Raw genomic sequence first — 21836 nt, 5'->3', positions numbered from 1 at the left:
CTTATCGATCAAAGAAAGAAGTTGAGAAAAAATCGGCTGTCCGAAGAAATGTGTATTTTTCATCCGCTGTAATTTGAAGTTGTGGTAAACCTAAATTACAGCAAAAAGGGTAGGCTTCTGCTCAGAAGCTTACCCTAAATTTTAAAACCGTTTCTCGGACAGTAGTGTTTTAAAATCATTCAATTTTTCAATTCCCCCACATGACTTGGCAATTGATCAAAGACGCAATCCTCGGTAAAGAGCAGGATTTTACCCGACTATCGCTGAAGACGGCGATTTTTATTTTGGCTATTCCGATGATCTTGGAAATGATGATGGAATCAGCTTTTGCCGTCGTCGATATTTTCTTTGTGGCCAAGCTTGGTGAATACGCCATCGCTACCGTAGGATTGACCGAATCGGTCATCGTATTGACATATGCCATAGGCTTTGGGATAAGTATGGCCGCTACCGCTTTGATATCGAGGAGATTTGGAGAAAAGGAATACGAAGAGGCCGGAACAGCTACCTTTCAGCTTCTGTTGGTAGGAGGGGTGATTTCTGTGATTTTGGGAATTGGAGGCTGGGTCTTTGCTCCTGATTTGTTGAGGCTGATGGGTGCGGAAGAGCAAGTAGTGGCATCAGGCACCAATTATGCCCGAATTGTTTTTGCAGGCAACACCGCCATTATGCTACTCTTCCTGATCAACGGGGCATTTCGAGGAGCGGGTCAGGCACATCATGCCATGAGGTCCTTGTGGATAGCCAATGGATTGAATATTGTGCTGGATCCTATTTTTATTTTCGGAATTGGGTCTTGGGACGGCTTTGGTTTGGATGGAGCAGCCATTGCGACCACCTTAGGCAGGAGTATTGGCGTCGTCTACCAACTTTACCACCTGTTCAATGGAAAGCATCGCTTGCGAATTCTTCTACAAAATGTCCAGGTTAAGTGGCAAACTGTCCAGAAAATCATCGATTTGTCCATAGGAGGAATGGGGCAGTTCCTCATTGATTCCATGTCTTGGGTAGCTTTGACCCGGATGAATGCGGAGTTTGGTTCGGCCGCTTTGGCGGGTTACACCATTGCATTTCGGGTATTGATTTTTACCATTTTGCCTGCATGGGGCCTTTCGGGTGCTGCTGCCACTTTGGTAGGTCAAAATCTGGGTGCAAAAAAAATCAGACGGGCCGAACAGGCGGTTTGGCTGACTACCCGATACAATGTCATTTTTATGGCTTCTGTTACCGGGATTTACATTCTGTTTAGCAATCAACTGGCCGGATTTTTCACGGACTTGGAAGAGGTCAAAGGCGTTGCTGCTCAGGGACTTTGGGTGATTGCGTTGGGTTACGTCTTCTTTGCCGTAGGCATGGTTTTGACTCAGGCGTTCAATGGTGCCGGAGACACCAAAACACCAGCCTGGATCAACACTGGAGTGCTTTTGGGAATGGAAGTTCCTTTGGCTTATTTCCTCGCTTTTCCCATGGGGTTGAAATACCTGGGAATCTTTATTGCGATTGCATTTTGCCATTCTTTTCACGCGCTGGTTTCCTTGTATTTTTTCAGAAAAGGCAAGTGGAAAACGCAGGTGGTTTGATAAGTTATTGGATTTCAATAAGTTGTACTGTTTATTCAAAGAGTTCTCTTATTTCAATTAGCAAAAATTAAGACTTAATAGATCCTCTTTTAATTTAGTCTTTTCTCGAAATTCTCTTTGATTGATTTGGATTTTAGCTAAGATTATTCGTTGAAAACGTAACTTATTATTGAGTTTTATATCGTTTTTGGCGTTTAAGAAAGGTTGGCCAAATATAATTTGGCAATATGTTTGTCTTAAGTTGTCCTATGAGAAAGTTTTATCTTTTAAGTTTTCTGTTTAATCTTTTAATTCAATTTTCCTGGTCTCAGACGAAGAAAATCTATGAGGGGGATTATACCTTCTTGGGAAAGCCGGGAAAGGCAGAGTTTGAATACATCCTCAATTCTGCCTCCGAACAAGTAAAAGATGGCCGATTTTATTTTGAGCTATCCGAACGAAAAGACAATGGCCAAAGTGACTTTTTGAAAAGAACATATTCCGGTGCTTTTGTCATGAATTCTCGAAATGGGATTTGGGAAGTGATGGAGGAGAATCTCAGTGTGAAAATAAAAGACATAGTAGATCTTGATGTAAAAGCAGATCTATCCGGTGTCCAATCCAAAATTACTGCCCAATACAAAAATGGTTTGCCTGAAGGGAGTTGGACTTTCGAGCGCAACCTGATAGAAGGAGGGAATGTCAGCCAGTCGGTTCAGTCAGATCGGATTTTCTTTAAAAACGGAAAACTGTCTAATCGACTCGAGTTTAGAGTGATCAATGGAAAAACAGCTCAATTTGTAAGGGGTAGGTTAGCCGAAGGGGGAATCATGACCGGGGAGTGGACCTTGTCCTACACATCTGGGGACCGATTGATCAATGAAGTGAGAAATTATGAAAATGGATTTCTTTTGGGGGTTGTCAGGAGAGACCTGTTGACTGGAGAGGTATTGGATGAGGTGGTGTTTTTTGACACCATTGATAAGCTTAACGCCATTAGGAAGGGTACTCAGAAGGGGTTTAGGGTTGCAGATGAAAACTTTGATTTGGAATATACTGATGGGTTTTTGTCTGAAGATTCCAAGGCTCTGGTCCAAAAGGAAGGAAATGCCTTTCTTCAAAGATTTTTAACCAATCTGCTGGCTCATGATCCCGCTTTTTCGGATCAGGAAGGGAATGTGAAATCGCTTCCCATTCATACCAAGCGGATGGTGTATGAATTGTCGCGAGCCAATCAAAAAGCAGTGGAGGAGCTGCCGGATAAATTTCAAGAATTGAAGGATTTGTATGAGAAAGAATTGAATGATCCTGCCTTTAGGCTCAATAGGTATCAAAATGATTCTTTGGCTTTTGCTTTTAAATATTTTGAGTTGCAAAATGAAAAAATGGCCAGCCTTGATGAATTATTTTCACTGGTTGAGACCAAACAAATTCAGTATTACGATCTTGAAATTTTAGCTGAATCAGTTTCTTTCAATTTTCCAGATACTGAAGAAATCAGGGTGAAGCTTGATGAAGGCGAAAAATCCATGTCTTTCACCTATTCAAAGAAGGATTTCCAAGTGGATTTTTATTCTGCTCTAAATCAATCTTTAGACGAGATTCGGGAAAAGACTTTGGGGTTCTTGGCTTATGCAGACAAAGAACTCACCACGATCAGACAAAATGAAGAGCTCGTCAATTTGAGCAGGGAATTGGATTTGAAGCGGAAAGAAGTGATCCGCTTATATGAGGAGACCAAGGAAGATGGGTTAGTGGCGATAGCCGAAAAGTTAAAAGAGCGGTTTTTGATCAATCAAATGGAACTGGAAGAGTCAGCCTTGGCCAATTCGGGTGGATTTGAAGATCGAAAAGCGAATTATAATCGAATTGACCTGTTTTTGGAAACGATGGCCAAAGTGCATGAGCAACTTGGGGTATGGGTCGTTCAAAAAAATGAACTGGATCAAATCTATCAAGAAGAAACATTCAATCCTTTCACCTATAGTCGATACAATCAGCGGGTAAAACCAAGGTTATTTGAAACCTATGAAGAGTTGTTTGACTATTACTATGCTTCTTTTTTAGAAGAAGGCGACTTTTCTAATTTGACCAGTTGGATAGTAAATGTTCAAAAACTTGGGGATCGGATGCGAGAGCTTAGAAATGCCGAGACTAAAAAACTTGAAAGGTCTCTCAACAAAGCAAATACAATTTCAAAAATGGAGTCCCAGTTGGGCTTGTGAAATCAGGGATGACTATGGGATTTCAATCAAAAATTAAGCTGGTTTTGGTATTGTCAATGCTATTCTTCGGAATCGGCAAATCCAATGCCCAAAATGATGGGGCTTCACTTCCTGCCAAAACCAATTTGCCGGCAACGACTGAACTTTGGAATGGCTTTTATCTCAAATTGAGATTTTCAGACCGCTGGTGGTGGTATCAGGAAAATCACTATCGGAGGAGAAATAGCTTGGACAACCGCTCTGACTTTGTGGGCAGAATGAGTCAGTTTTACAACCGATTTGGAATGACTTACATGTTTACTGATCGGTTTGAAGTCACCTTTGGGCCTACACTGGTTTGGAACTATTCTCCCGATCCCGAAAATCCTGAGTTTGTAAATTCGGTCATGGAGCCCCGATTTTGGCATCAGTGGCTGTTTACAGACAATGTCGGCCGGGTGAAGGTCTTACATCAGTTTCGATTTGAGCATCGGTTTAAACGGGATAATGATATTGGGGCGGAGTATAAATTTACCAACCGATGGAGGTACAAAATCACGGCTTACATTCCACTCAATAAGCCAAAAATGGAAAATCACACGTTGTTTTTGGCTCCTTCCAATGAATTCTTTTTTGAATCCGGAAGGCATGTTCAGAATATTTTCGAGGAAAACCGGGTGTATACGGCGATTGGGTACACACACAATCAATTGATGCTTTTCGGAGGTCATATGTGGACCTATGGGCCCACCAGTACACCGGGCACCTATCGAAACAGGCACATTATCCGCCTAAACGTGATGTATAATTTTGATCTGAGAGGCAAGCGGAAGCCGATCACCCGTGATTTCCAATATTGATCTATGAAAAAGTGGCTAAAATTTATTCCCATACTCGTATTGTTTTGCCTGTTTCATTTTGGGGCATTTGGCCAGTACAAAGGTCAGTTTAGGGGTATCAGTGCCTACGAGTATGATTTTGGATCAAAATTGACTGGGTTTAATTTTGCAGGAGAGTACTTTCCTGCTCATTACCTGTCTTTTTCTCCATCCTATACGATCTTTTTCCCAGGTGATGGGAAATCCCTTGAGCTTGGACTCAACGGAAGATATTACCTGACCGAAAAAATGAAACAATGGTATGGGACGGTAGGATATGGATCACTCACCCGAATAGAGGAATTGGATGGAACCCGGAAAACCGTTTCTCACTTTGCCAACATCGGAATTGGCGGAATGATTAAATTCAGCGATGTGTTGGGAATTAATCCCGAATTAAGGCACCAATTTGGACAGCAAAACAACCTTGTCTTTAGAATAGGGGTGGTTTACTTTATTAACTGACCGTTTACCCCTTAATCTGCGATTGAGTAATTTTCTTGGGATATTCACTGGGTCGCTGTAATTGCAATCCTGCCCGGGAATAGAAATCAAAAGAGGTCAAAAGGCAAAGGAACGGAGATTCTGACCTTAAAAGTCCCTTAGAAGTAATAGATCGGATACGATCTTAAGCCACCCGTTTCTATTTATCCATAAATTTTTTTGCCAATCTATCAGATATTAGATTTCCAGAATTTTTAATTCAGATTTTCAATAAGTTCTTTTCCTTTTGGCAGGAAAGAAACAAGAAATAGAGTTTTCCTTTCTCGAATTCATATTCTATTTCGCTTTTTTATGAAATTTATATCCCATTCCTACCGAACCTATCCAAGTGTCGGAAGCCTCCTTGTGGAAAAAAGGAGCAAAAAACACCAGATTTTTATAATCTATTCGGGGAGCCACACCCAACCGGGCCCCAAGATTGCCATTCAATAAATAGAGAGAAGGAAATGCTCCAAGTCCTATTTTCAAATCCGGATTTAGGTTTAAAAACAAAGCTGGACCTCCCACATTCATGGAGTAAAAGTCTTTCCCAACCGAGAATCCAAGCATTCCTTCCAAACTGATAGCGAAGTCTTTTTTTTCTTCGGATGAAGGAACCGTTTGAGCAAAATTTTCTTCCATGCCTATCCAGAATAAGGCAATAAATAGGATGATAAATGGTTTCATGATTTATTGTTTAAATGGGAAATAAATATTTCTAAGTGAGAATGAACTCCATATAGCCTTAAGAATCCATAACCTTAAAATGCATAACGGAAAGTCATTCCATACGTCAAGGGATCTCCCAAAACCGCGGCATAATGTCCCGCATTCCCGGCAGCCGGCAGCAGTTGCTCATAATAGTTTTGGTTGAGTAGGTTTCTGGCCCAGACAAAGGCAGAAAACCCTTCTGTAACCCTAAAGCCTGTACGGGCATTGACCAAGGCATAGCCTTCCACATTCAAAAACCGGGATGGAGAAGGACTGGAAGAGAACTCTGACCTAAAAAAAAGGTCTGTGCCTAGGAAAAAGGTTCCTGTTTTTTTGAAAAACTTGGCAGGTTTTGCAAACTCACCCCCCAGACTGCCGGCCCATTTGGAAATGCCAGGAAGCCTTCCTCCCGAAATATCCTTGAAGGCAGATTCTCCCCCGGTTTCCTCCAAAGGAACGGGTGCATTGGGGAAGGAAACATAGATGGCATCAGTGTAAGCCAAAGCGGCATTGAGAGAGATGAAGGGACTGAGCCTTACATTTCCATCCAGTTCCAAACCGCTTACCCGTACTTCTTCTGCGTTAGCCAGATAGCCACGATTGACCCCCACCTCTGCGGTTTGCACCAAGGTCTGGTAATCTTGAATGTTGGTATTGAAAAAGGTGACATTGAGAGAAGATCCTTTGACCGGAGTAGTTTTTACTCCCAATTCGAAGTGCCTGACAAATTCCGGCTTCACCTCCGCAAGTTCCAAAAGGGGCTGACCATTGGCGGTGGGAAGTCCCCCGAGATTGATTCCCACAGGCTTGTAGCTGGTAGAGAAGGTTCCGAACGTGTTGATTTTATCATTGAACTGGTAGGTGAGGGTGGCCTGACCGGACCAGTTTTGGTCTTCTACATCTGCGACAAACTGTTGTGGGGCATATACCGAGCGCTTAATAGCCAGCAAGGCAGGATCAGTGGTTTGCAGTCCACCGTATGTCTCCCGATTGAAATCAACCGATTTCTGGTCGTAATTAAATCGGATTCCCGGCAGGAAATGGAGTTTTTCCGTGATGGCCCAATCAAGTTGTCCAAAAAGTGCCGCACCAACGGACTCCAGGGTCGAATAGGTTCTGATCCCATAACCATCCAATAAGCCCGGAGTGGCCCATAACGTACTGGTAGAACTCTGGGAAAACCGCCACTGTGCGGCGCCGGATTCTTCAGTATGGTAGGGGCTGGTTTTTAGATTTTGGCTGAGAAAAAATACCCCAAAGACACCGCTGAGCTTATTGGAGAAATCCCCTGCATACCGGATTTCCTGAGAAAACTGCTCATGTCGGGATGGAGCTTGAGATAGGGACAAAACGGGTAATCCGGTAAAATCCCGATCGTTGGAAGGACCCCAATTCCAGTATCTCCAAGCCGTGGTGGACGTCAGCGTTCCTTCTCCTATCTGAACATCTGCGTTGAGAGAAAGACCTCCCAAATCATTGTTGGATCTCCAAGGGGTGTCATGATCTACTTTCCGGTCAAAGGCATTTCGTGAAGGGAGTTGGTAGTTGAGATCTGAGATGATTTGTTCAAACCTTCTGTAAGGGGCGCGTTGGGTTTCTACCACTCCTGCCACTACCTGTGCGTATCCGTCAGGCCGCTGCGAAGTGGCGTCGCCTGCCAAAATGATCTCTACTTTACTTGAAGGATTGTAGAGTAATTGTCCACGAAAGCCAAGATTGTTCAGATCATTGATCATTTTGCCGGTTGCGATATTTTCAATCACTCCGTCTCGTTGGGTACCGGAAAAGGAAACTCGGGCCGCAAGATTTTTGGTAAGAGGACCGGTTATCGATGTTTTGGCTTGAATGAATCCATAATTCCCGTAGCTTAATTCCACGGTTCCTCCCGGGGTATAACTTGGCAGTCTGGTGGTGATATTGAATGCTCCGGCTGTGGTGTTTTTGCCAAACAGTGTACCTTGAGGTCCTCTCAAAACCTCTATTTGCTCGATATCGATAAAATCCAATGAGGTGGCTGCAGGCCTGGCATAATATACCCCGTCCACATAGAATCCCACCCCTGGATCGATTCCATCATTGGTCAAGCCAAAGGTCGATCCCAACCCACGGATATTGAGGGTTGTATTTCGTGGATTGGAGGAATAAAGCTGAACGGTTGGCACCAGTTCTTTGACGCGGTTCACATTGAAAGAGCCGGATTCTTCTATCCTTGGGCCACCGACTACGGAGATGGGAATAGGGACCTTCTGCACTTCTTCCGATCTGCGACGGGCTGTGATCAATACTTCCGACAGTTCGAGGTCGTCTTCCAATTGAATTATTAGTTTTTCGGTAGTGTGCTCTCTTAACTCTAGAATAGACTCCTTAAATCCCACAAAATTGATCTGGAGGATTATTGGAAAAGCTTTGGCATTTTCTAGCGTAAAAACTCCCTCTTCTCCTGTTATGGCAAATTGATTGGTGCTTTGGATGACCACAGTAGCACCGATTAGGGGCTCTTTTCTGCCATCGACGATTTTTCCTTTCAGTAAGGATTGGGAAATTAGGGGGGAGGAAAACCCTGTAAAAAGGAAAAAGGTAAGGATGAAGTTTTTCATAAATCAATAGGTAGGTTTGAAAGCATTCTAAATCTATTAATCCTATAAAAAAGATAGGAATTATAGGCAAAGGTAATTTTCATTTTTAATTTTCAACAGTTGGTAGGAGATTTTTTTGAAATAATTTTCAATGCCCGGACTTTTTTGGATTCCTTGGGTTCAAAAAAGAACGGGTAACCACAGTGTGAAAAATCTTTTTTGTACTTTCAGCATACAAAAAATAGACCCATTCATGCTGTCCAAAAAAGCCAAATACGCAATAAAAACGATACTTTTTCTCCAAGACCATCCGGAATTGGTTCCTATTTCGGCCAAAGCTATTGCGGACAGGGAGCATATCCCATACAAGTTTCTGGAGAATATTTTACGGGATCTCAAGTCTCATCAATTGGTCAAAAGTATCCGCGGGGCGGAGGGAGGCTATGCCTTGGCCAAAGATCCCTCTCAAATCAGCATCGCACAGGTGATGCGAGCGATGGATGGACCGATTGCGTTGATCCCCTGTATTTCTGAACGATTTTATGAATCTTGTGCCGAATGTGAGGATGAGGAAACCTGTCGGATCAGAAGGCTTTTTTCTGAGGTCCGGACTGAGATGGTGGAAATATTGGAAAGGCCGATAACCACCCTTGCCCAAGAGGCAAAAAAATAAAAGAGGCTGTCGTCCATTCAATGCTTCCATCTGTTTTGAAAAAACCGGAAGCAAACTTGAGTAAATGTTACCTGAGTTCTTTCCGATAGTTTGGGAACAAATGTGAAGGTGAGTTTGAGTGACAGCCCCTTTGAATTTGGGTTTATTTTATGCTTTTTTCAGGAGTGATCAGGTAGATCCGTTGCGTTTTGTAAGTGGCAAGCAAGGAACTGTTGTCAAAAGCTTCCACAAATTGGCTTTTGAGAAAATCCTGATCTCCATAAAATTCGGCTATTACGTCCAGGTTTTTATCCACCAAAATGATGCTTGGTTGGGGTTTGATTTTTTCGATTTTCACCTCGATTCCTTCCAAAAGTTCGGATTCAGAAGAAGGGATGGATTTGGAATATAGGTTTTCTGCCTTACTGAAAGGGGAGTAAGTCAAACCCAGCAATAAAATTCCAAAAGCGATAAATTTTTTGCCTGATTGAAGCTGCTTGTTCCACATAATAATTGAATTGGTTTAGTTAGGAATACTAACTATCCAAACGGAAGGCGAAGGATAAGGTTCTTCTTTAATATTCAAAAAATCAGAATTATGTATATAAAAAATGTTTATAATTTCTTATTTATTCTGATTTTTGATTCGATTGATCTAAAAACGGAAGAAAATTCCTTTATTTTCGAAGTTCACAAAAAGTATGGGATATAAATCAAAGCACCTACTGCCAAGGCTGTCAAAGCTGCGAAAGTAACAGCGCCTGAGGCTACGTCTTTGATTGTACCGATGTTTTGATGATACTCCGGGTGAATAAAATCACAGATTTTTTCAATGGCTGTATTGAGGCTTTCGGTCCCCAGTACCAACCCAATAGCCAAAATCTGCCAAATCCATTCCTCGCGGGAGATCCCAAAATAGAACCCCATTCCTGTAAACACTCCAGCGATGATCAATTGTGAAATAATCGCATGCTCGGTGCGAATCAAAAGAAAAAAGCCGGCAAATGCGTATTTGATGCTTTTGATCCTTCCTACGATAAAATTTTCCTTTTTCATTTGGGCAGGATTTTCATGCTTAAAATTCTTACTTCCACCACAGGACGATCCTGTCTGTTGGTCTCGACACCGGCCAAAGCATCAATTACTTCCAGTCCGCTGATGACCTCCCCAAACACGGTGTAGCTTTGATCCAAATGAGGAGTCCCTCCCAAGGCTTTATAGACTTCCCGATGGGCATCTGGGATGGTATAGCGATCAAACCTGCTGTAAGTTTTGGTGAGTTCATTCCATTGAGCGGAAAGGGTCTTTACCAATTCCTCATTCTTTTCTTTTCGCGCAGCGGCCAAGGAGTCTAGTAAGGGCTTGTTATCCGGATCATTGGTCGCAAAGTGACTTGCCAAAAACTGATTGATTCGATTTTCATTGTGTTGGAGCAGGCTGTCGTTTTGGACACGGCCTTGGACGATGTAAAACTGGGTGCTACTGGAAGCCCGATCTGGATTATTGGTTCTTGCGGCGCCTAGTGCTCCTTTTTTATGAAAAAGATGGGGATGAATTTCAGCTGGGATTCGATAACCCAGGTCAGAACCTCCAAGTGTATCAGTAAGGGTGGCGTTTTTGCTTCGGATGTCACCGGCCTGCACCATGAAGTTTCGGATGATGCGGTGAAATTGAAGACTGTCGTAGGTGCCTTCTTTTACCAATCTCAAAAAATTGTCCCGATGGAGCGGGGTTTCATCATAGAGTTGGACGATCAAGGTGCCAAAATTGGTCACCATTTCGATTTTTATGGGGTCGGATTCTTGAATTTCTGTAGAAATTGATCTTTCATTTGCGAGCAATACCAAGCTGGCAGTCCAGAAAAGCAAGGAAAGAAGGATGGGTTTGATCATTCTTTTTTTGATCAAATAAACCCAAAAAATCCAACTTATTCCAAGGCTTTCACTCTTCGATCTTTGTTAGTCGCGTCCTCTGTGATTGAATTGGTATTGGATGCTAAGGAGAAACTGACTGTTTTTGGTTTGTTCCATCATTCCTGGAAGTTGATTTGTTCTCCAGGAATACATCCCGTTGAATTGAATTTTTTCATTGGGAGAAGCTTTGATTTCGAAAAACTCACCCAAATTATTGACTCCGAATTTCAAATAATTTCCGCGGGGTAGTCCAAAGCCTGAACCAATGCCAAATTGGGACCTTAAACCCGGAAAAGGCGATGGAAAAACATTTGAAAATTGGTAATCGACAAAAAGGATCCTTTCTTTTCCAATCCTGGCGTAAGCACTTGGATAAATTCCCGCTTTGTTGGTGATGGAGGTGAAGTAGGGGCTCGTTTGTTCATTTTTAGTGGATACATCGCTCCAGTGGAATTTTCCAAAGTGCATTCCCACACCTGTAGCAAACCATTCCGATTCCCAAAGAACATAAGGTTGTACGTTGAAAGATTGGAAAGAATTGACAATCGTGGAGTCTACCATGGATTCGGTAAATTTCCCATAGCCCAAATTGGCACCATAGGTCAGCCAATTGTCCTTTTTTTGTTTTACCCGACCGACACCTAGCCCGGTATTCCAATAGCTGTATTCAAAATTTTGATAGCGAAGATTGGATGAACAACCATCAGGCGACCCGCTGGTTAGGTATTTGCCATAATTGTAAAAATTGCCTCCGCCATAGCCGATCTTGACAAAATCGTAAGACTGAGGCGCTATGGAGTCATTTGCACTGACCTCTTTCCAAGTTTGGCTCATCAAAAAGACCGGGATGAAAGTCAGACAAAGAAGTGCCCAGCGCATTTGAGCCTGGGTGTGCTTTTGAAACAAATAATATCCACAAACTCCCATGCAGGGAAAAAGTAAAAGGTTCATCACCAAAAGTTCTGTCGGACTCAGCCAGGATCTTCCGATCCAAGTGAGGATTACAGTGGAAAGTAAAACGGATGCGATGAGAATAGTTGAAGGTTCCTGAATGGGTCTTTGATTGATTTTTTTCTTTAGGGCTAATTCTCTAAGGACCAACACGCCTAAGAAAAGGATTCCAAAGCCCACAAGCAACCATTGCATGAGCTTGATTCCCCAAAAAATTTCTCCTCCGAACGCATGTGAAGCAGGATCTCTAAATGCCTCAATCCCACCTCTGATGATTGCCCAAAGTCCCAAGGAAAGCAAAAGCAGGTTGCCTTTGGATCGAAGTTTGGATCTGAAAAGCCAAACCAACAGCGCCACAGTAAGTCCATTTAAAGCCTCATAAATGGGGAAGGGGTGAATGGAAAGGGAGGGGCCAGATTCTACCCAGCCTTGCATGAAATAGTGATAGTGGGGAAGATTTCCAGCTGAATAGGTTACTCCCCAAGGCATTTCAGTCGGAGTCCCAAAGCAGCAACCTGCCAAAAGACATCCCATTCGTTGAATGGCGATCGATAGGGGGACAACAATCGCCAAGGTGTCCAGGCTTCCCCAGTCCAAGCGGAAAAGCCTAACCAATCCGATGAAGGTCAAGAGCCCCAGGATCAATCCACCTAAAATCACTTTTCCCTGGGCGGGAGGAAATGCCAGATTCTGCAGGAGATAGAGCCAATCCGAAAGGTTGAACGTGATGAGTTTGGTGCCGACGATAAAGGCCAGTCTCGAGGCCGTCAGTATCAGCAACCAACTGACCCAGGGATAGGCTCTTTTTTTGCCTTCAAAAAGTAACCAACAAGTCAAAAATGTAAATGCCAACAGGTAAAATACATCAAAATACCAGCCTCCCAGAGTTGGACTATGGTCAAATGTGGCTGAAACTTGCGCAGGGTTAATCAAATTGATCTCCATTTTTTCGTGCTTAGGTCTAGTCCAATTTAGAAAAGACACCTTTGAAATCAGATCATTTTCAGCGTGTTAGTTTAGGGAATAGTACTAAAAGAAAAATAATTTTTTGCGTAATGGTAGGATAAAGAATAATGATTGAGTTATCCGAAGGTTATCGGCTGGAATCTTTTGGATAAGTAGTGTTGAAAAAAACAAATGGTTTTCCTGATTTCCGTGGATTACTCTGAAGATTCCAATGAAAGAATATACCAAACCATGGCTTGTGCTTCTTCTTCCGAAAGTTTGGGATGGGCACCCATGACCGGGTATCCCCAAGTCCCGGAGCCTCCACTGATGATTTTTCTCCCCAAGAGCTCGATGTATTGTTTTTGGATAGGATATCGCTTGGCAATGGCGGAGAAGGAGGGGCCTTTGGCGGGATTGTCCATCCGGTGGCATTGTTAGCAGTCGTTGTAAGCGATCAAAACCTTACCTTTTTTAACTTTTTCCAGATCCATGTCCACATCTTCTCCTGGAATTTGGAATGCTCCGGATTTAATACTCTGATCTGTTGGCGAGGATTTTTCAGATTGAGACCTGGGATCACAGGAATGAAAAAGAACCGCAAGAAAAAGAAAAATCACTGCTTGGTTCATCTACTTCTAGTCGCGACCAAGCTGTCCAATAATTCTTTCCAGCCTTCATTTTCAATCAAATACAAGGTGAACCCGATCCCAATGATGATCAATGTACCACCAATCCAGGAGGCAGGGTGAATTTTCTTCATCGTAGCCAAATCATAAGCTCCCGGCACCAAAGCCATCATCATCCAGAGTGGAACGGAAAGGTATTCATTGACCTCCAGGCCTAAAACGATCCTTCCCAATCCGGGAAACATAGCCGCGACGCTTGCCAGTGTCATGAAGCGTTTGTGATAATCCGACCTGGTCCGGTACATTAATGCCAAGCCATACAGGATGGTGAAATTGAGAATAATAAAGGTATTGATGGTGGCAAATAATTGAGCGTCAGGCCTATGGTAGTGGGTCACTGTCATCGCAAGACCGCTGATGATTATCCCTACTGCCAGAAAAATACTTCCATATCCCAGACTTCGGTGCAGGTTGATTTTCCGGCTTTGGATCAAGCTGGATTGAATGACTATCAGCACATACCATGAAAACATAATTAGCCCATGGATCCAGACGATTGTACTGGCGGGAGGAAGTGATTCGGTGTTGGTCCAGGCATTTAACCCAAATCCAAGGCACACCAAAATCAGGATCAATAGGTTGAAATAAAGAAAGAATCTGGGGTAGGTGGTGGAAGTAACCATAGCGTGGGTGAGTTTGCGGGCGACTCTAAGTTAAGCGATTTATAGTCATGGACTTAAAGGTGTATTTGGGAAATTTTTCAAAAAAAAGCCGAGGTAACCCCCGGCTTTTTGCAGTGAATCGTATTTGTTTAGCTGTATATCCGCTTTCATACCCGTAGGCTTAGCTAGCTTATGAAATTTCTCAAAAAGGCAGAAATCGAGGATCTTTCGGTCGCCTGTGCTGAGCACAGTCGAAGCATCCGACCCATTAAACAAAGAGAATTTGGCAGGTGGTGCAATAGTGGGCAATCCTATTTGTTTATTTCTGCTGCTGTAAATAACTCACCAAGGAGGCAAGCTCTTCGAAGGAAAGGGAATTGGCCAATCCTGCAGGCATCATGGAGGTCTCCAGCTGTTTCCGGCTTTTGATGTTGCTTTTTACCAAGTTGGTCGCAGTACCTCCGATATCGCGAATAGTCAACTTGTCGGCCGATTCGGCAGTGACAAAGCCAGTAAAGCTTTTCCCGTCTTTAGTTTCCAGCAGTACCGTAGCAAATCCTTGCGAAATGGAAGCGTTGGGCTTCAGGATGGATTCCACGATTTGGTCTCGGCTCATGATTGAGCCGATTTGTCCCATAAAAGGACCTTTCATCGGTTGGCCTTTTTCAACCGTATGACAGGCCAAACAACCCTGACTGACAAAAAGCGCTTTTCCTTTGACGGGGTCACCTTTGATCTCGGCCACTCCTAAAATCACATCCTCTATCGAGGAGTTTCCGACTTGTCCTTTTTTGTTTTTGATCGACTCCAGGTCCACTTTTTCTTCTTCCTCACCTTCTGCCAATAGGGTGGTGCCCAGTTCCCCGATTCCCAGTCGGTTCCTGTCATTTAGCTCAGCGAAGAAAGATTGGAATTCTGCACCCTGATGGGATTGTTGAGCTACCAAAAACTCCTTGATCTTAGCGGAACCCTCCCATTCTTCTCCTTTGTAATAAGGTCCGTGCGTATCGGGTCTCGTGCCCCACCACCAGCTGGCATCATAGGGCGCTTCACGCTGAAAGGTTCTGGCAAGGGTAAAAAGGATATCTTTTTGCGTTTCAGGGTTGGATTTTGGAAAAGCCGCGATCAATCCATCCACAGCTTTGACGTCATGGATGTAGCGCAAGGCCCAAAGTGCCAGTTTAGCTTGTTCTGTTCCAATCGCCTCAATCAATTCCTCCACCGGGTTGATTTCAACCAAAGCTTTGACAGCCAGATGAGGCAAAATAATCTCCGAGTTGGGTGTGGCGTGTGGGCCTTCCGTTTGGTAGGCTGGGCTTTGGAAGGATTCTGGAACCTTGATTTTCAGCAGGCTTTGGGTGGCTTTGGGGTCGCCGATTCTACCCAAACCAACAATTGCAGCCGCCTGAACTCGGGGATTAGCGTCTTGGGTAGCCGCAATAAAGGCCTCCACAGGCACTTGAGCGAGACAGGATTTCCGGTCTGCCAAAGCCCTTAAGGCAAATTCACGCATTTTGTCCTCCCTGCTCAATTTCACAAGAGCTGGGACTCCATCTGCACAAGTAAGCTGTGCGAAAGTGTAGACAGCGGCCACTCGATTTTGGAGAGGTAGGGAGCGGTCTTCCGCCAAATGCAAGACCTCAGCCGATACTTCCTTGGCTTCCCGATGGAGAAGTTCCTGCTGAGCCGCGAGACGGGTGACTGCATTGGAGGTCTTGAGAAGCTGTACTAGCTCCAAGGGAGATGCATTTTTGAAATTTGGGGAAGGTTCTGGACTTAAATCCTTCGGAATCATCCGAATCACATAGCCTTTATCGGGATTGCCGCGATATCCCGCGCCATCCCAAGCGGATAAATAGAGAATACCGGAAGCGTCCAAATCCAAATCTGTGATCTGAGAAAGCTTGAGAAAATGTTCCTCTTGCTGCTGAAATCCGGGCCCTTCGATATTCACCCGGTGAACAAACAGCTCGCTTTTCCCCCAGTCAGCCATTAAGGGGGTGTGGTTATAGTCCACTGGCCATCGAGGATCATCCAAGAAATAGGAGCCTGTACCGGATCCACCCCCTACATCCACCAAGGCCGGGAGAATTTCTTCCGTGAAATTTTTGAACAGGCTGGGATAGCCGTATTCGCCTGTTTGATGGTAAGCAATGAAGCGTACATTCCAGCCTCCACCGTCATTGGTATTTCCTCGAGTGAAAATATTCATGAACGGATCTATGGCTACATCATAAATGTTCCTGGTTCCATGGGCATACACTTCCATTTCTGTACCGTCAGGTCTCACTCTCACGATACCGCCTCCCAGCATGGTCATCTTTTTTCCGCTTCGGTCTTCGGCCTCAAAAAAACCAAAATCTCCAACGGCAATGTAAATCCATCCGTCAATTCCCATTCGGATGCCATTGGTGCTGTGGTCGGTCCCTCTGGATCGGAGGGAGTTTTGGTTACTGATGTTTTTGATCAAGGGTTGTGAAGGTCCATCGGCGATCCCATCTCCATTTTTATCTTCAAAAACCACCAAATCCATGTTGTACGCCAAGCTGTCTGAGCCGAATACCGTATGAAGGACATAGACTTTATCTCCCATGGCGATGATTCCTCTGGGATTATCCACTTCTGCAAACACCGTATGGCTGTCCATTTCACCGTTCTGATCCTGATCCACCAGTCGGACGATTCTTCCTTTTCCGGGAGTTTTGCCCAATGATCCAATCATATCCACCCCGACAAAAACTTCCCCCGTAGCTGCTACTGCCAAGCAGGAGGGACTAGGGACCAAGTCAGGTCCTGCAAAATTGCTGATGATAAATTGGGTGGAGTCGATACCGGATTGACTGAAGTCAGGGCCTGCCGGATGATAAAAATCGGTGAGTTCCTGAAGGTCCACGGTTTTTGAAGGACTGAATTTGGAACAGGAACCTAGGGCAATCAGTACGAAAAGACTGAAAACCGAGAATTTAAACTGGGTCATGAGGGCTGGGGTAGGTTGAGATTTTTTTTGCGCCCCAAGATATCATTCTGAGCTTATTTTGCCATCCTTCTCTTTAGTTTACTTCATTGGAAGGCAGAATAAAGGATAAAAGGTGCATTTTTCTGTGGAGCGGAGTCCAAGGCGTCAAAGATTTCTCTGAGAGGTAACTTTTGTCAGGTTCTATTCTCCTCCAAGTAGTTATTTTTAGTCATGGACAGGAAAAAGCTTTGGATAACTTCCGCATTTTCGATTTCTATTTTGGCCGTGATGTGGTGTTTTTTGGATTTGCAAAAACCACCGACTGAGCACCCTGTTACGTCTGATTTGCCTGATTTAAAGCCGCAGACTGTCATTTTTGATACTCTAAGAAAAAATCCGATGGCAGAAGTGACCGGAATAAATGGGTTGGACAGTAATGATTTTCAAAAGAGGGTGAGGGCACTTGCCCATGACAGTATTCCCAAGCCATGGCAGGTGTTTTCCATCTATCCTGAAAATGGAGCTATACTTCCCTTTTATCGGATTGTGGCCATGTATGGGAATTTTTATTCCAAGCATATGGGAATTTTGGGTCGGATTCCAGAGGAGGAGCTTTTGGCACTTTATGAGGAGGAACTGAGGTCTTGGAATCAGGCCGATTCCTTGACACCTTCACTTCCGGCGGTCCATTATATTGCCATCACGGCTCAGAAAGATCCCGGAAAGGAAGGTTGGTATCGGCTCCGAATGCCTGAAAATCAGATCCAAAAAGCGATTCAACTCGGAAGGGCCTTGGATGGGATTACCTTTTTGGATGTTCAAGTCGGTCATAGCACGGTAGAAAAAGAAATTCCAACTTTGGAAAAATACCTCTTAGAAAAAGACGTGCATCTTGGCATCGATCCCGAGTGGTCCATGAAAGACGGAAGTGTGCCCGGCACCAAAATTGGAACCTTGGATGCTGCTGATATCAATTTTGCCATTGAATACCTGACCCATCTCGTCAAAGAAAACGGCTTGCCGCCAAAGGTTCTGGTGGTTCATCGGTTTACCAGAAATATGATCACCAACTATCAAGAGATCAAAGCCACTCCTCAGGTTCAGGTCGTGATCAATATGGACGGCTTTGGGTTTCCCGCTAAAAAGGTAGACAGCTATCGGGGATTTGTAGGAGGTATGCCGGTGCAGTTTACAGGGATCAAGCTATTCTACCTGAATGATAAGCTTACCCCTCCATACCGGCTGATGACTCCTGCTGAAATTCTGAAGTTGTATCCCAAACCGATTTATATTCAATACCAATAGGAAGATGTCTTTATGAACAGGTGGTTTATTACTCTTTTTTTAACACTTGGAACTGGGTTGGGATTCAGTCAGGAAATTTCCCTTCCGACGATTCCTGCCTTGAGTTACCACAATGTCCGGACTTTTACTTCTCAAGATCCAGCCTATTTTATTACTCCGGAGGAATTTGAAAAACAGGTAAAAAAACTGAAAGAGGCAGGTTTTCAAACTGTTTTGCCTAAAGATATTGAGGAAGGTTTTTTGGCAGGGAAAAAGAAAGAGTCAAAATCAGTGATGATTAGTTTTGATGATACAAGGGCTGATCATTATGCATCAGCCGCACCAATTTTGGAGAAATATGGCTTTCGGGGAGCGTTTTTCATTACGACCGTATCGATCGGTAAGCCTGGCTATATGAACAGGGAGCAGATCCGTGACCTGTCAGACCGTGGCCATGCCATCGGACTCCATACCTGGGATCATCAGGATCTGCGAAAAATCGCGGCAGATCAGTGGGAAATCCAGATAGATAGGCCCAAGGCTTTATTGGAAGAGATCACAGGTAAAAAAGTTACTTCTTTAGCTTATCCATTTGGTCTTTGGAATCCAGAAGTCATCCGTCAAATCAAAGCCAGAGGCTTTAAGTCCGCTTTTCAGTTGGGAGGGAAGGCTGATCCTAACGATCCGATTTACTCTTTACCCAGAATCTTGGTTCCGGGCAATTGGTCAGGAGATCGATTGCTGAAGGAGATCGAGAGCAGGTTTTGAATTCCTGTCCGAAGGCTGAATAAATGCTTCTTAATTCGATAGCTAAAAAATTGGCTCACAGTCTATTATACCGTGAGCCAAAATGGATAGAAGTCGTTAATTTTTTAACTCCATAATTATAGTGTCAATGACAGCCTTCTGCATGATCTATGATTTTGCCGTCCAAACTTAAATATTCACCCATGCAGTCGGCGGTCATACAGGAATGAACCGGAAGTATGCCCAGCAGGTCACCCACCTTTACATTCGCGAGCAGTTCATTGGAGGCTTTGATCACTCCATGTTCTTGGGAGATGCTTTTAAGAAAAGAACGATGAGAAGGAATGATCCAGCCATTTTCATTCAAAAGCACCACCTCTCCAAAGTTTTTGCTGCCGTCATCGTTGACCAAAACATCTTTGGCCAAATGGACGCCTCCACCATGGACGAGTATTTCCTTTCTTTCCAAACTGATATCCACCACCGGCACTGCAAGACAAACCGAAACATCCTCCTTGGCACAGCTTCCCAATTCGACTTGCATCAGGTCAAAAAAGACAAAATTTCCCGGGCCCAATTCATCCACATCTCCAAATTCTTCCATTACCGCACATCCTGGAGTATCTCCGATTCTGGTCACCAACTCAGGATAAGATTGTCGGTATTTACTTTTCAGTAGGTGTAGAGCTTCTCGGCTTTCTTCATGGATTTTGGATTTATCCACTCCATAATAGGTATGGCCGGGATGCAGATAGAAACCCTTGAAATGGAGATTTGGGGAGGTTTTTGCGATTTTTAGGATTTCATCTATCGTTTCAAAATCAGATATAGGAACGCCTGTTCGACCATAACCGGCGTCGATCTCAATAAAAAAACCGACAGCTTGGGCGAGTTGGTTTGCAAGGGCTTGTGCGGTGGAAGTATTTACAATCTGAACAGATAGGTTTTGGCTTTCGGCCAGGCGATTGAGACGGGAGATTTCACGGATATTGAAAGGAAAAGCGATGTGGATATTCTTCCAACCCTGACCGCAGAGATATTCGGCTAATTTGATGGAGGAGGCTGTAACTTCGCTGATCCCGTATTCCTGTGCCCATCGTCCGATTTCTCGGGATTGGGCGGTTTTCCAATGAGGAACTAGCTTTTTGCCATGTCGTTTGGCTTTATCTGCCATTCGCTGAAGGTTGGCCCGGGTGATTTTTTCGTCTATCAATAAAGTCGGAGAGGAGATTTGGTCTAAGTAGGACATAAGCTGGAATGAAAAGCTAGACTTGAGTTTGTTAAAATTTTTATGAAAGTAGGAAAGCCGACCCGATTTAGAAAGTTCCTTGGTTCGAAGCCTTCAAAAACAAATTTTGAAAGTGTTTCTTTGATCCAACAAAGGACTGATTTTATCTGTTTATAATTTTATTTTTATTGGTCAGACCTGCCTACCGGCCAGGCAGGTAGCCTGTCCCGATCTTTCATCGGGAGAATGCCCTGGATAATCATTGCCCTCCCGATCCGCCGCGGCGGACGAGACAAGTTGTGTGAGAAGCATTTTCTCATGGGCATTTCATCTGTTTATAATTTGATTTTTAATGGCCAGATAGCCTGTCCCGATCTTTCATCGGGAGAATGCCCCGGATAATCATTCCCCTGTGTGAGAAGCATTTACTCATGGGCATTTCATGAATTAAAATCTGATTTTTATCAGGTAATTTTTTGATCTAAGTGTGGGTATATTGATGGATTACTTCCCAACTTGATTGAGAAAAAAGGTATGCGGTATTTCAATCTGTCAGAGAGTGAATTTCTAAAAGAAGTGGGAGAGATTTCCCGCTTTACGGCTCGTTTTTTCAGAGAAGTATCCAAACCCAAACAGGAATGGGAGGAGTTTGTCAATCAATGCTATTGGATTGGGTATAAGACGCTTACTTTGGTGAGTATCACTGCCTTTATTATGGGCTTGGTGTTGACGATTCAGTCACGTCCGACTTTAGTCGAATTTGGCGCGGCTTCTCTTCTGCCGGCAATGGTTTCTGTATCCTTGGTGAGAGAGATTACCCCCGTGATCACTTCTCTGATTTGTGCAGGAAAGATCGGTTCGGGCATAGGCGCTGAGTTGGGTTCTATGCGAGTGACGGAACAGATCGATGCCATGGAGGTATCCGGGACCAATCCATTCAAATATTTGGTCGTAACCCGAGTGCTGGCTTCTACGGTAATGGTTCCGGTCCTTTCCTCACTTGCCATCGCCATATCACTGTATGGAGGATACTTGGGAGCGAATATTCGGGGTCAGGTGAGTTGGTCATTGTTTTGGTTTCAGGCCTATGATTCTCTTTCTTATGGGGATTTCATACCCGCCATGATCAAAACGATTTTCTTTGGGTTTGCGATCGGGATTGTGGGATGCTACAAAGGATACACTTCCCAAAAAGGTACTGAAGGCGTGGGGAGATCAGCCACGACTGCGGTCATTGTTGCTTCCCTTTTGGTTTTTGTCTTGGATTTGATAGCTGTCCAAATCACGGATTTATTGGGCTTGACTTAGATTCAAAATGGAAAGAAAAACCATCATCCAAGTCGAGGCGCTCCATAAATCATTTGTATCCATCCGAAGAACCACATCTTGAAGGGTAATGGAATGGGGACTAACGTTGCGGGATGGAAAAGACTATTCATGACACCTATCGAGAGCTGT

At 44.0% G+C, this 21836-nt stretch carries 18 protein-coding genes; 8 read left to right on the top strand and 10 right to left on the bottom strand.

Annotated features, from left to right (window positions below; translation table 11 throughout):
• The first annotated feature begins 200 nt into the window (after positions 1–200).
• The 4 genes from CLV31_RS21470 to CLV31_RS21455 all read left to right on the top strand — a co-directional run bounded on the left by CLV31_RS21470 (position 201) and on the right by CLV31_RS21455 (position 5106).
• Entirely contained in the window at positions 201–1580 is a 1380-nt protein-coding gene (locus tag CLV31_RS21470) for an MATE family efflux transporter (protein WP_111395142.1), read from the top strand.
• 248 nt (positions 1581–1828) lie between these two features.
• Entirely contained in the window at positions 1829–3784 is a 1956-nt protein-coding gene (locus CLV31_RS21465) for a hypothetical protein (protein WP_111395141.1), read from the top strand.
• Positions 3785–3798: 14 nt separating this feature from the next.
• Positions 3799–4623, top strand: coding sequence for a DUF2490 domain-containing protein (locus tag CLV31_RS21460; RefSeq protein ID WP_181452693.1), 825 nt, complete (start codon positions 3799–3801; stop codon positions 4621–4623).
• 3 nt (positions 4624–4626) lie between these two features.
• Positions 4627–5106 carry a hypothetical protein gene (locus CLV31_RS21455; RefSeq protein WP_245943466.1) on the top strand — a complete coding sequence of 160 codons (480 nt, stop codon included), beginning with the start codon at positions 4627–4629 and terminating at the stop codon, positions 5104–5106.
• A 315-nt stretch (positions 5107–5421) separates the two neighbouring features.
• Here the strand turns inward: CLV31_RS21455 and CLV31_RS21450 are convergent, their stop codons facing one another.
• Complete coding sequence (locus CLV31_RS21450) at positions 5422–5811, bottom strand: hypothetical protein (protein ID WP_111395140.1); 390 nt, start codon at positions 5809–5811, stop codon at positions 5422–5424.
• 74 nt (positions 5812–5885) lie between these two features.
• A complete protein-coding gene (locus CLV31_RS21445) occupies positions 5886–8432 on the bottom strand; it encodes a TonB-dependent receptor (protein ID WP_111395139.1) in 2547 nt (848 codons plus the stop codon).
• Between the two features lie 232 nt (positions 8433–8664).
• Between CLV31_RS21445 and CLV31_RS21440 the strand changes: the two genes are divergently transcribed.
• Entirely contained in the window at positions 8665–9084 is a 420-nt protein-coding gene (locus tag CLV31_RS21440; protein WP_111395144.1) for an RrF2 family transcriptional regulator, read from the top strand.
• 142 nt (positions 9085–9226) lie between these two features.
• Here CLV31_RS21440 and CLV31_RS21435 read toward each other — a convergent pair whose 3' ends face one another.
• From CLV31_RS21435 to CLV31_RS21400, 7 genes are all read right to left on the bottom strand, one after another.
• Complete coding sequence (locus CLV31_RS21435; RefSeq protein ID WP_111395138.1) at positions 9227–9571, bottom strand: hypothetical protein; 345 nt, start codon at positions 9569–9571, stop codon at positions 9227–9229.
• A gap of 182 nt (positions 9572–9753) precedes the next feature.
• The gene (locus CLV31_RS21430; RefSeq protein WP_111395137.1) at positions 9754–10119 is read right to left on the bottom strand and encodes a diacylglycerol kinase; all 366 of its coding nucleotides are present in this window, start codon (positions 10117–10119) and stop codon (positions 9754–9756) included.
• Positions 10116–10955, bottom strand: coding sequence for a peptidylprolyl isomerase (locus CLV31_RS21425; RefSeq protein ID WP_111395143.1), 840 nt, complete (start codon positions 10953–10955; stop codon positions 10116–10118). The genes CLV31_RS21430 and CLV31_RS21425 overlap by 4 nt, the downstream gene beginning before the upstream one ends.
• A gap of 66 nt (positions 10956–11021) precedes the next feature.
• Complete coding sequence (locus CLV31_RS21420) at positions 11022–12872, bottom strand: prolipoprotein diacylglyceryl transferase family protein (protein WP_111395136.1); 1851 nt, start codon at positions 12870–12872, stop codon at positions 11022–11024.
• A 215-nt stretch (positions 12873–13087) separates the two neighbouring features.
• Entirely contained in the window at positions 13088–13297 is a 210-nt protein-coding gene (locus CLV31_RS21415) for a c-type cytochrome (RefSeq protein ID WP_245943465.1), read from the bottom strand.
• A gap of 203 nt (positions 13298–13500) precedes the next feature.
• Positions 13501–14184, bottom strand: coding sequence for a hypothetical protein (locus CLV31_RS21410; protein ID WP_111395135.1), 684 nt, complete (start codon positions 14182–14184; stop codon positions 13501–13503).
• A 298-nt stretch (positions 14185–14482) separates the two neighbouring features.
• Positions 14483–17140 (bottom strand): DUF7133 domain-containing protein, encoded by a 2658-nt coding sequence (locus tag CLV31_RS21400; RefSeq protein ID WP_111395133.1) that lies wholly within the window; start codon positions 17138–17140, stop codon positions 14483–14485.
• Positions 17141–17350: 210 nt separating this feature from the next.
• Between CLV31_RS21400 and CLV31_RS21395 the strand changes: the two genes are divergently transcribed.
• Both CLV31_RS21395 and CLV31_RS21390 read left to right on the top strand, forming a co-directional pair.
• Positions 17351–18424, top strand: a complete 1074-nt coding sequence (locus tag CLV31_RS21395) for a hypothetical protein (RefSeq protein WP_111395132.1) — start codon at positions 17351–17353, stop codon at positions 18422–18424.
• A gap of 12 nt (positions 18425–18436) precedes the next feature.
• Positions 18437–19171 carry a polysaccharide deacetylase family protein gene (locus CLV31_RS21390; protein WP_111395131.1) on the top strand — a complete coding sequence of 245 codons (735 nt, stop codon included), beginning with the start codon at positions 18437–18439 and terminating at the stop codon, positions 19169–19171.
• A 124-nt stretch (positions 19172–19295) separates the two neighbouring features.
• Here CLV31_RS21390 and CLV31_RS21385 read toward each other — a convergent pair whose 3' ends face one another.
• Positions 19296–20399 (bottom strand): alanine racemase, encoded by a 1104-nt coding sequence (locus CLV31_RS21385; RefSeq protein WP_111395130.1) that lies wholly within the window; start codon positions 20397–20399, stop codon positions 19296–19298.
• A gap of 513 nt (positions 20400–20912) precedes the next feature.
• Here CLV31_RS21385 and CLV31_RS21380 point away from each other — a divergent pair.
• Positions 20913–21686 (top strand): MlaE family ABC transporter permease, encoded by a 774-nt coding sequence (locus tag CLV31_RS21380; protein WP_111395129.1) that lies wholly within the window; start codon positions 20913–20915, stop codon positions 21684–21686.
• Positions 21687–21836 lie beyond the last annotated feature (150 nt).

Source organism: Algoriphagus aquaeductus (genome assembly GCF_003253485.1).
Taxonomy (GTDB): Bacteria; Bacteroidota; Bacteroidia; order Cytophagales; family Cyclobacteriaceae; genus Algoriphagus; species Algoriphagus aquaeductus.
The sequence above is the reverse complement of the archived record's forward strand: the minus strand, read 5'-3'. Positions and strand labels throughout refer to the sequence as shown.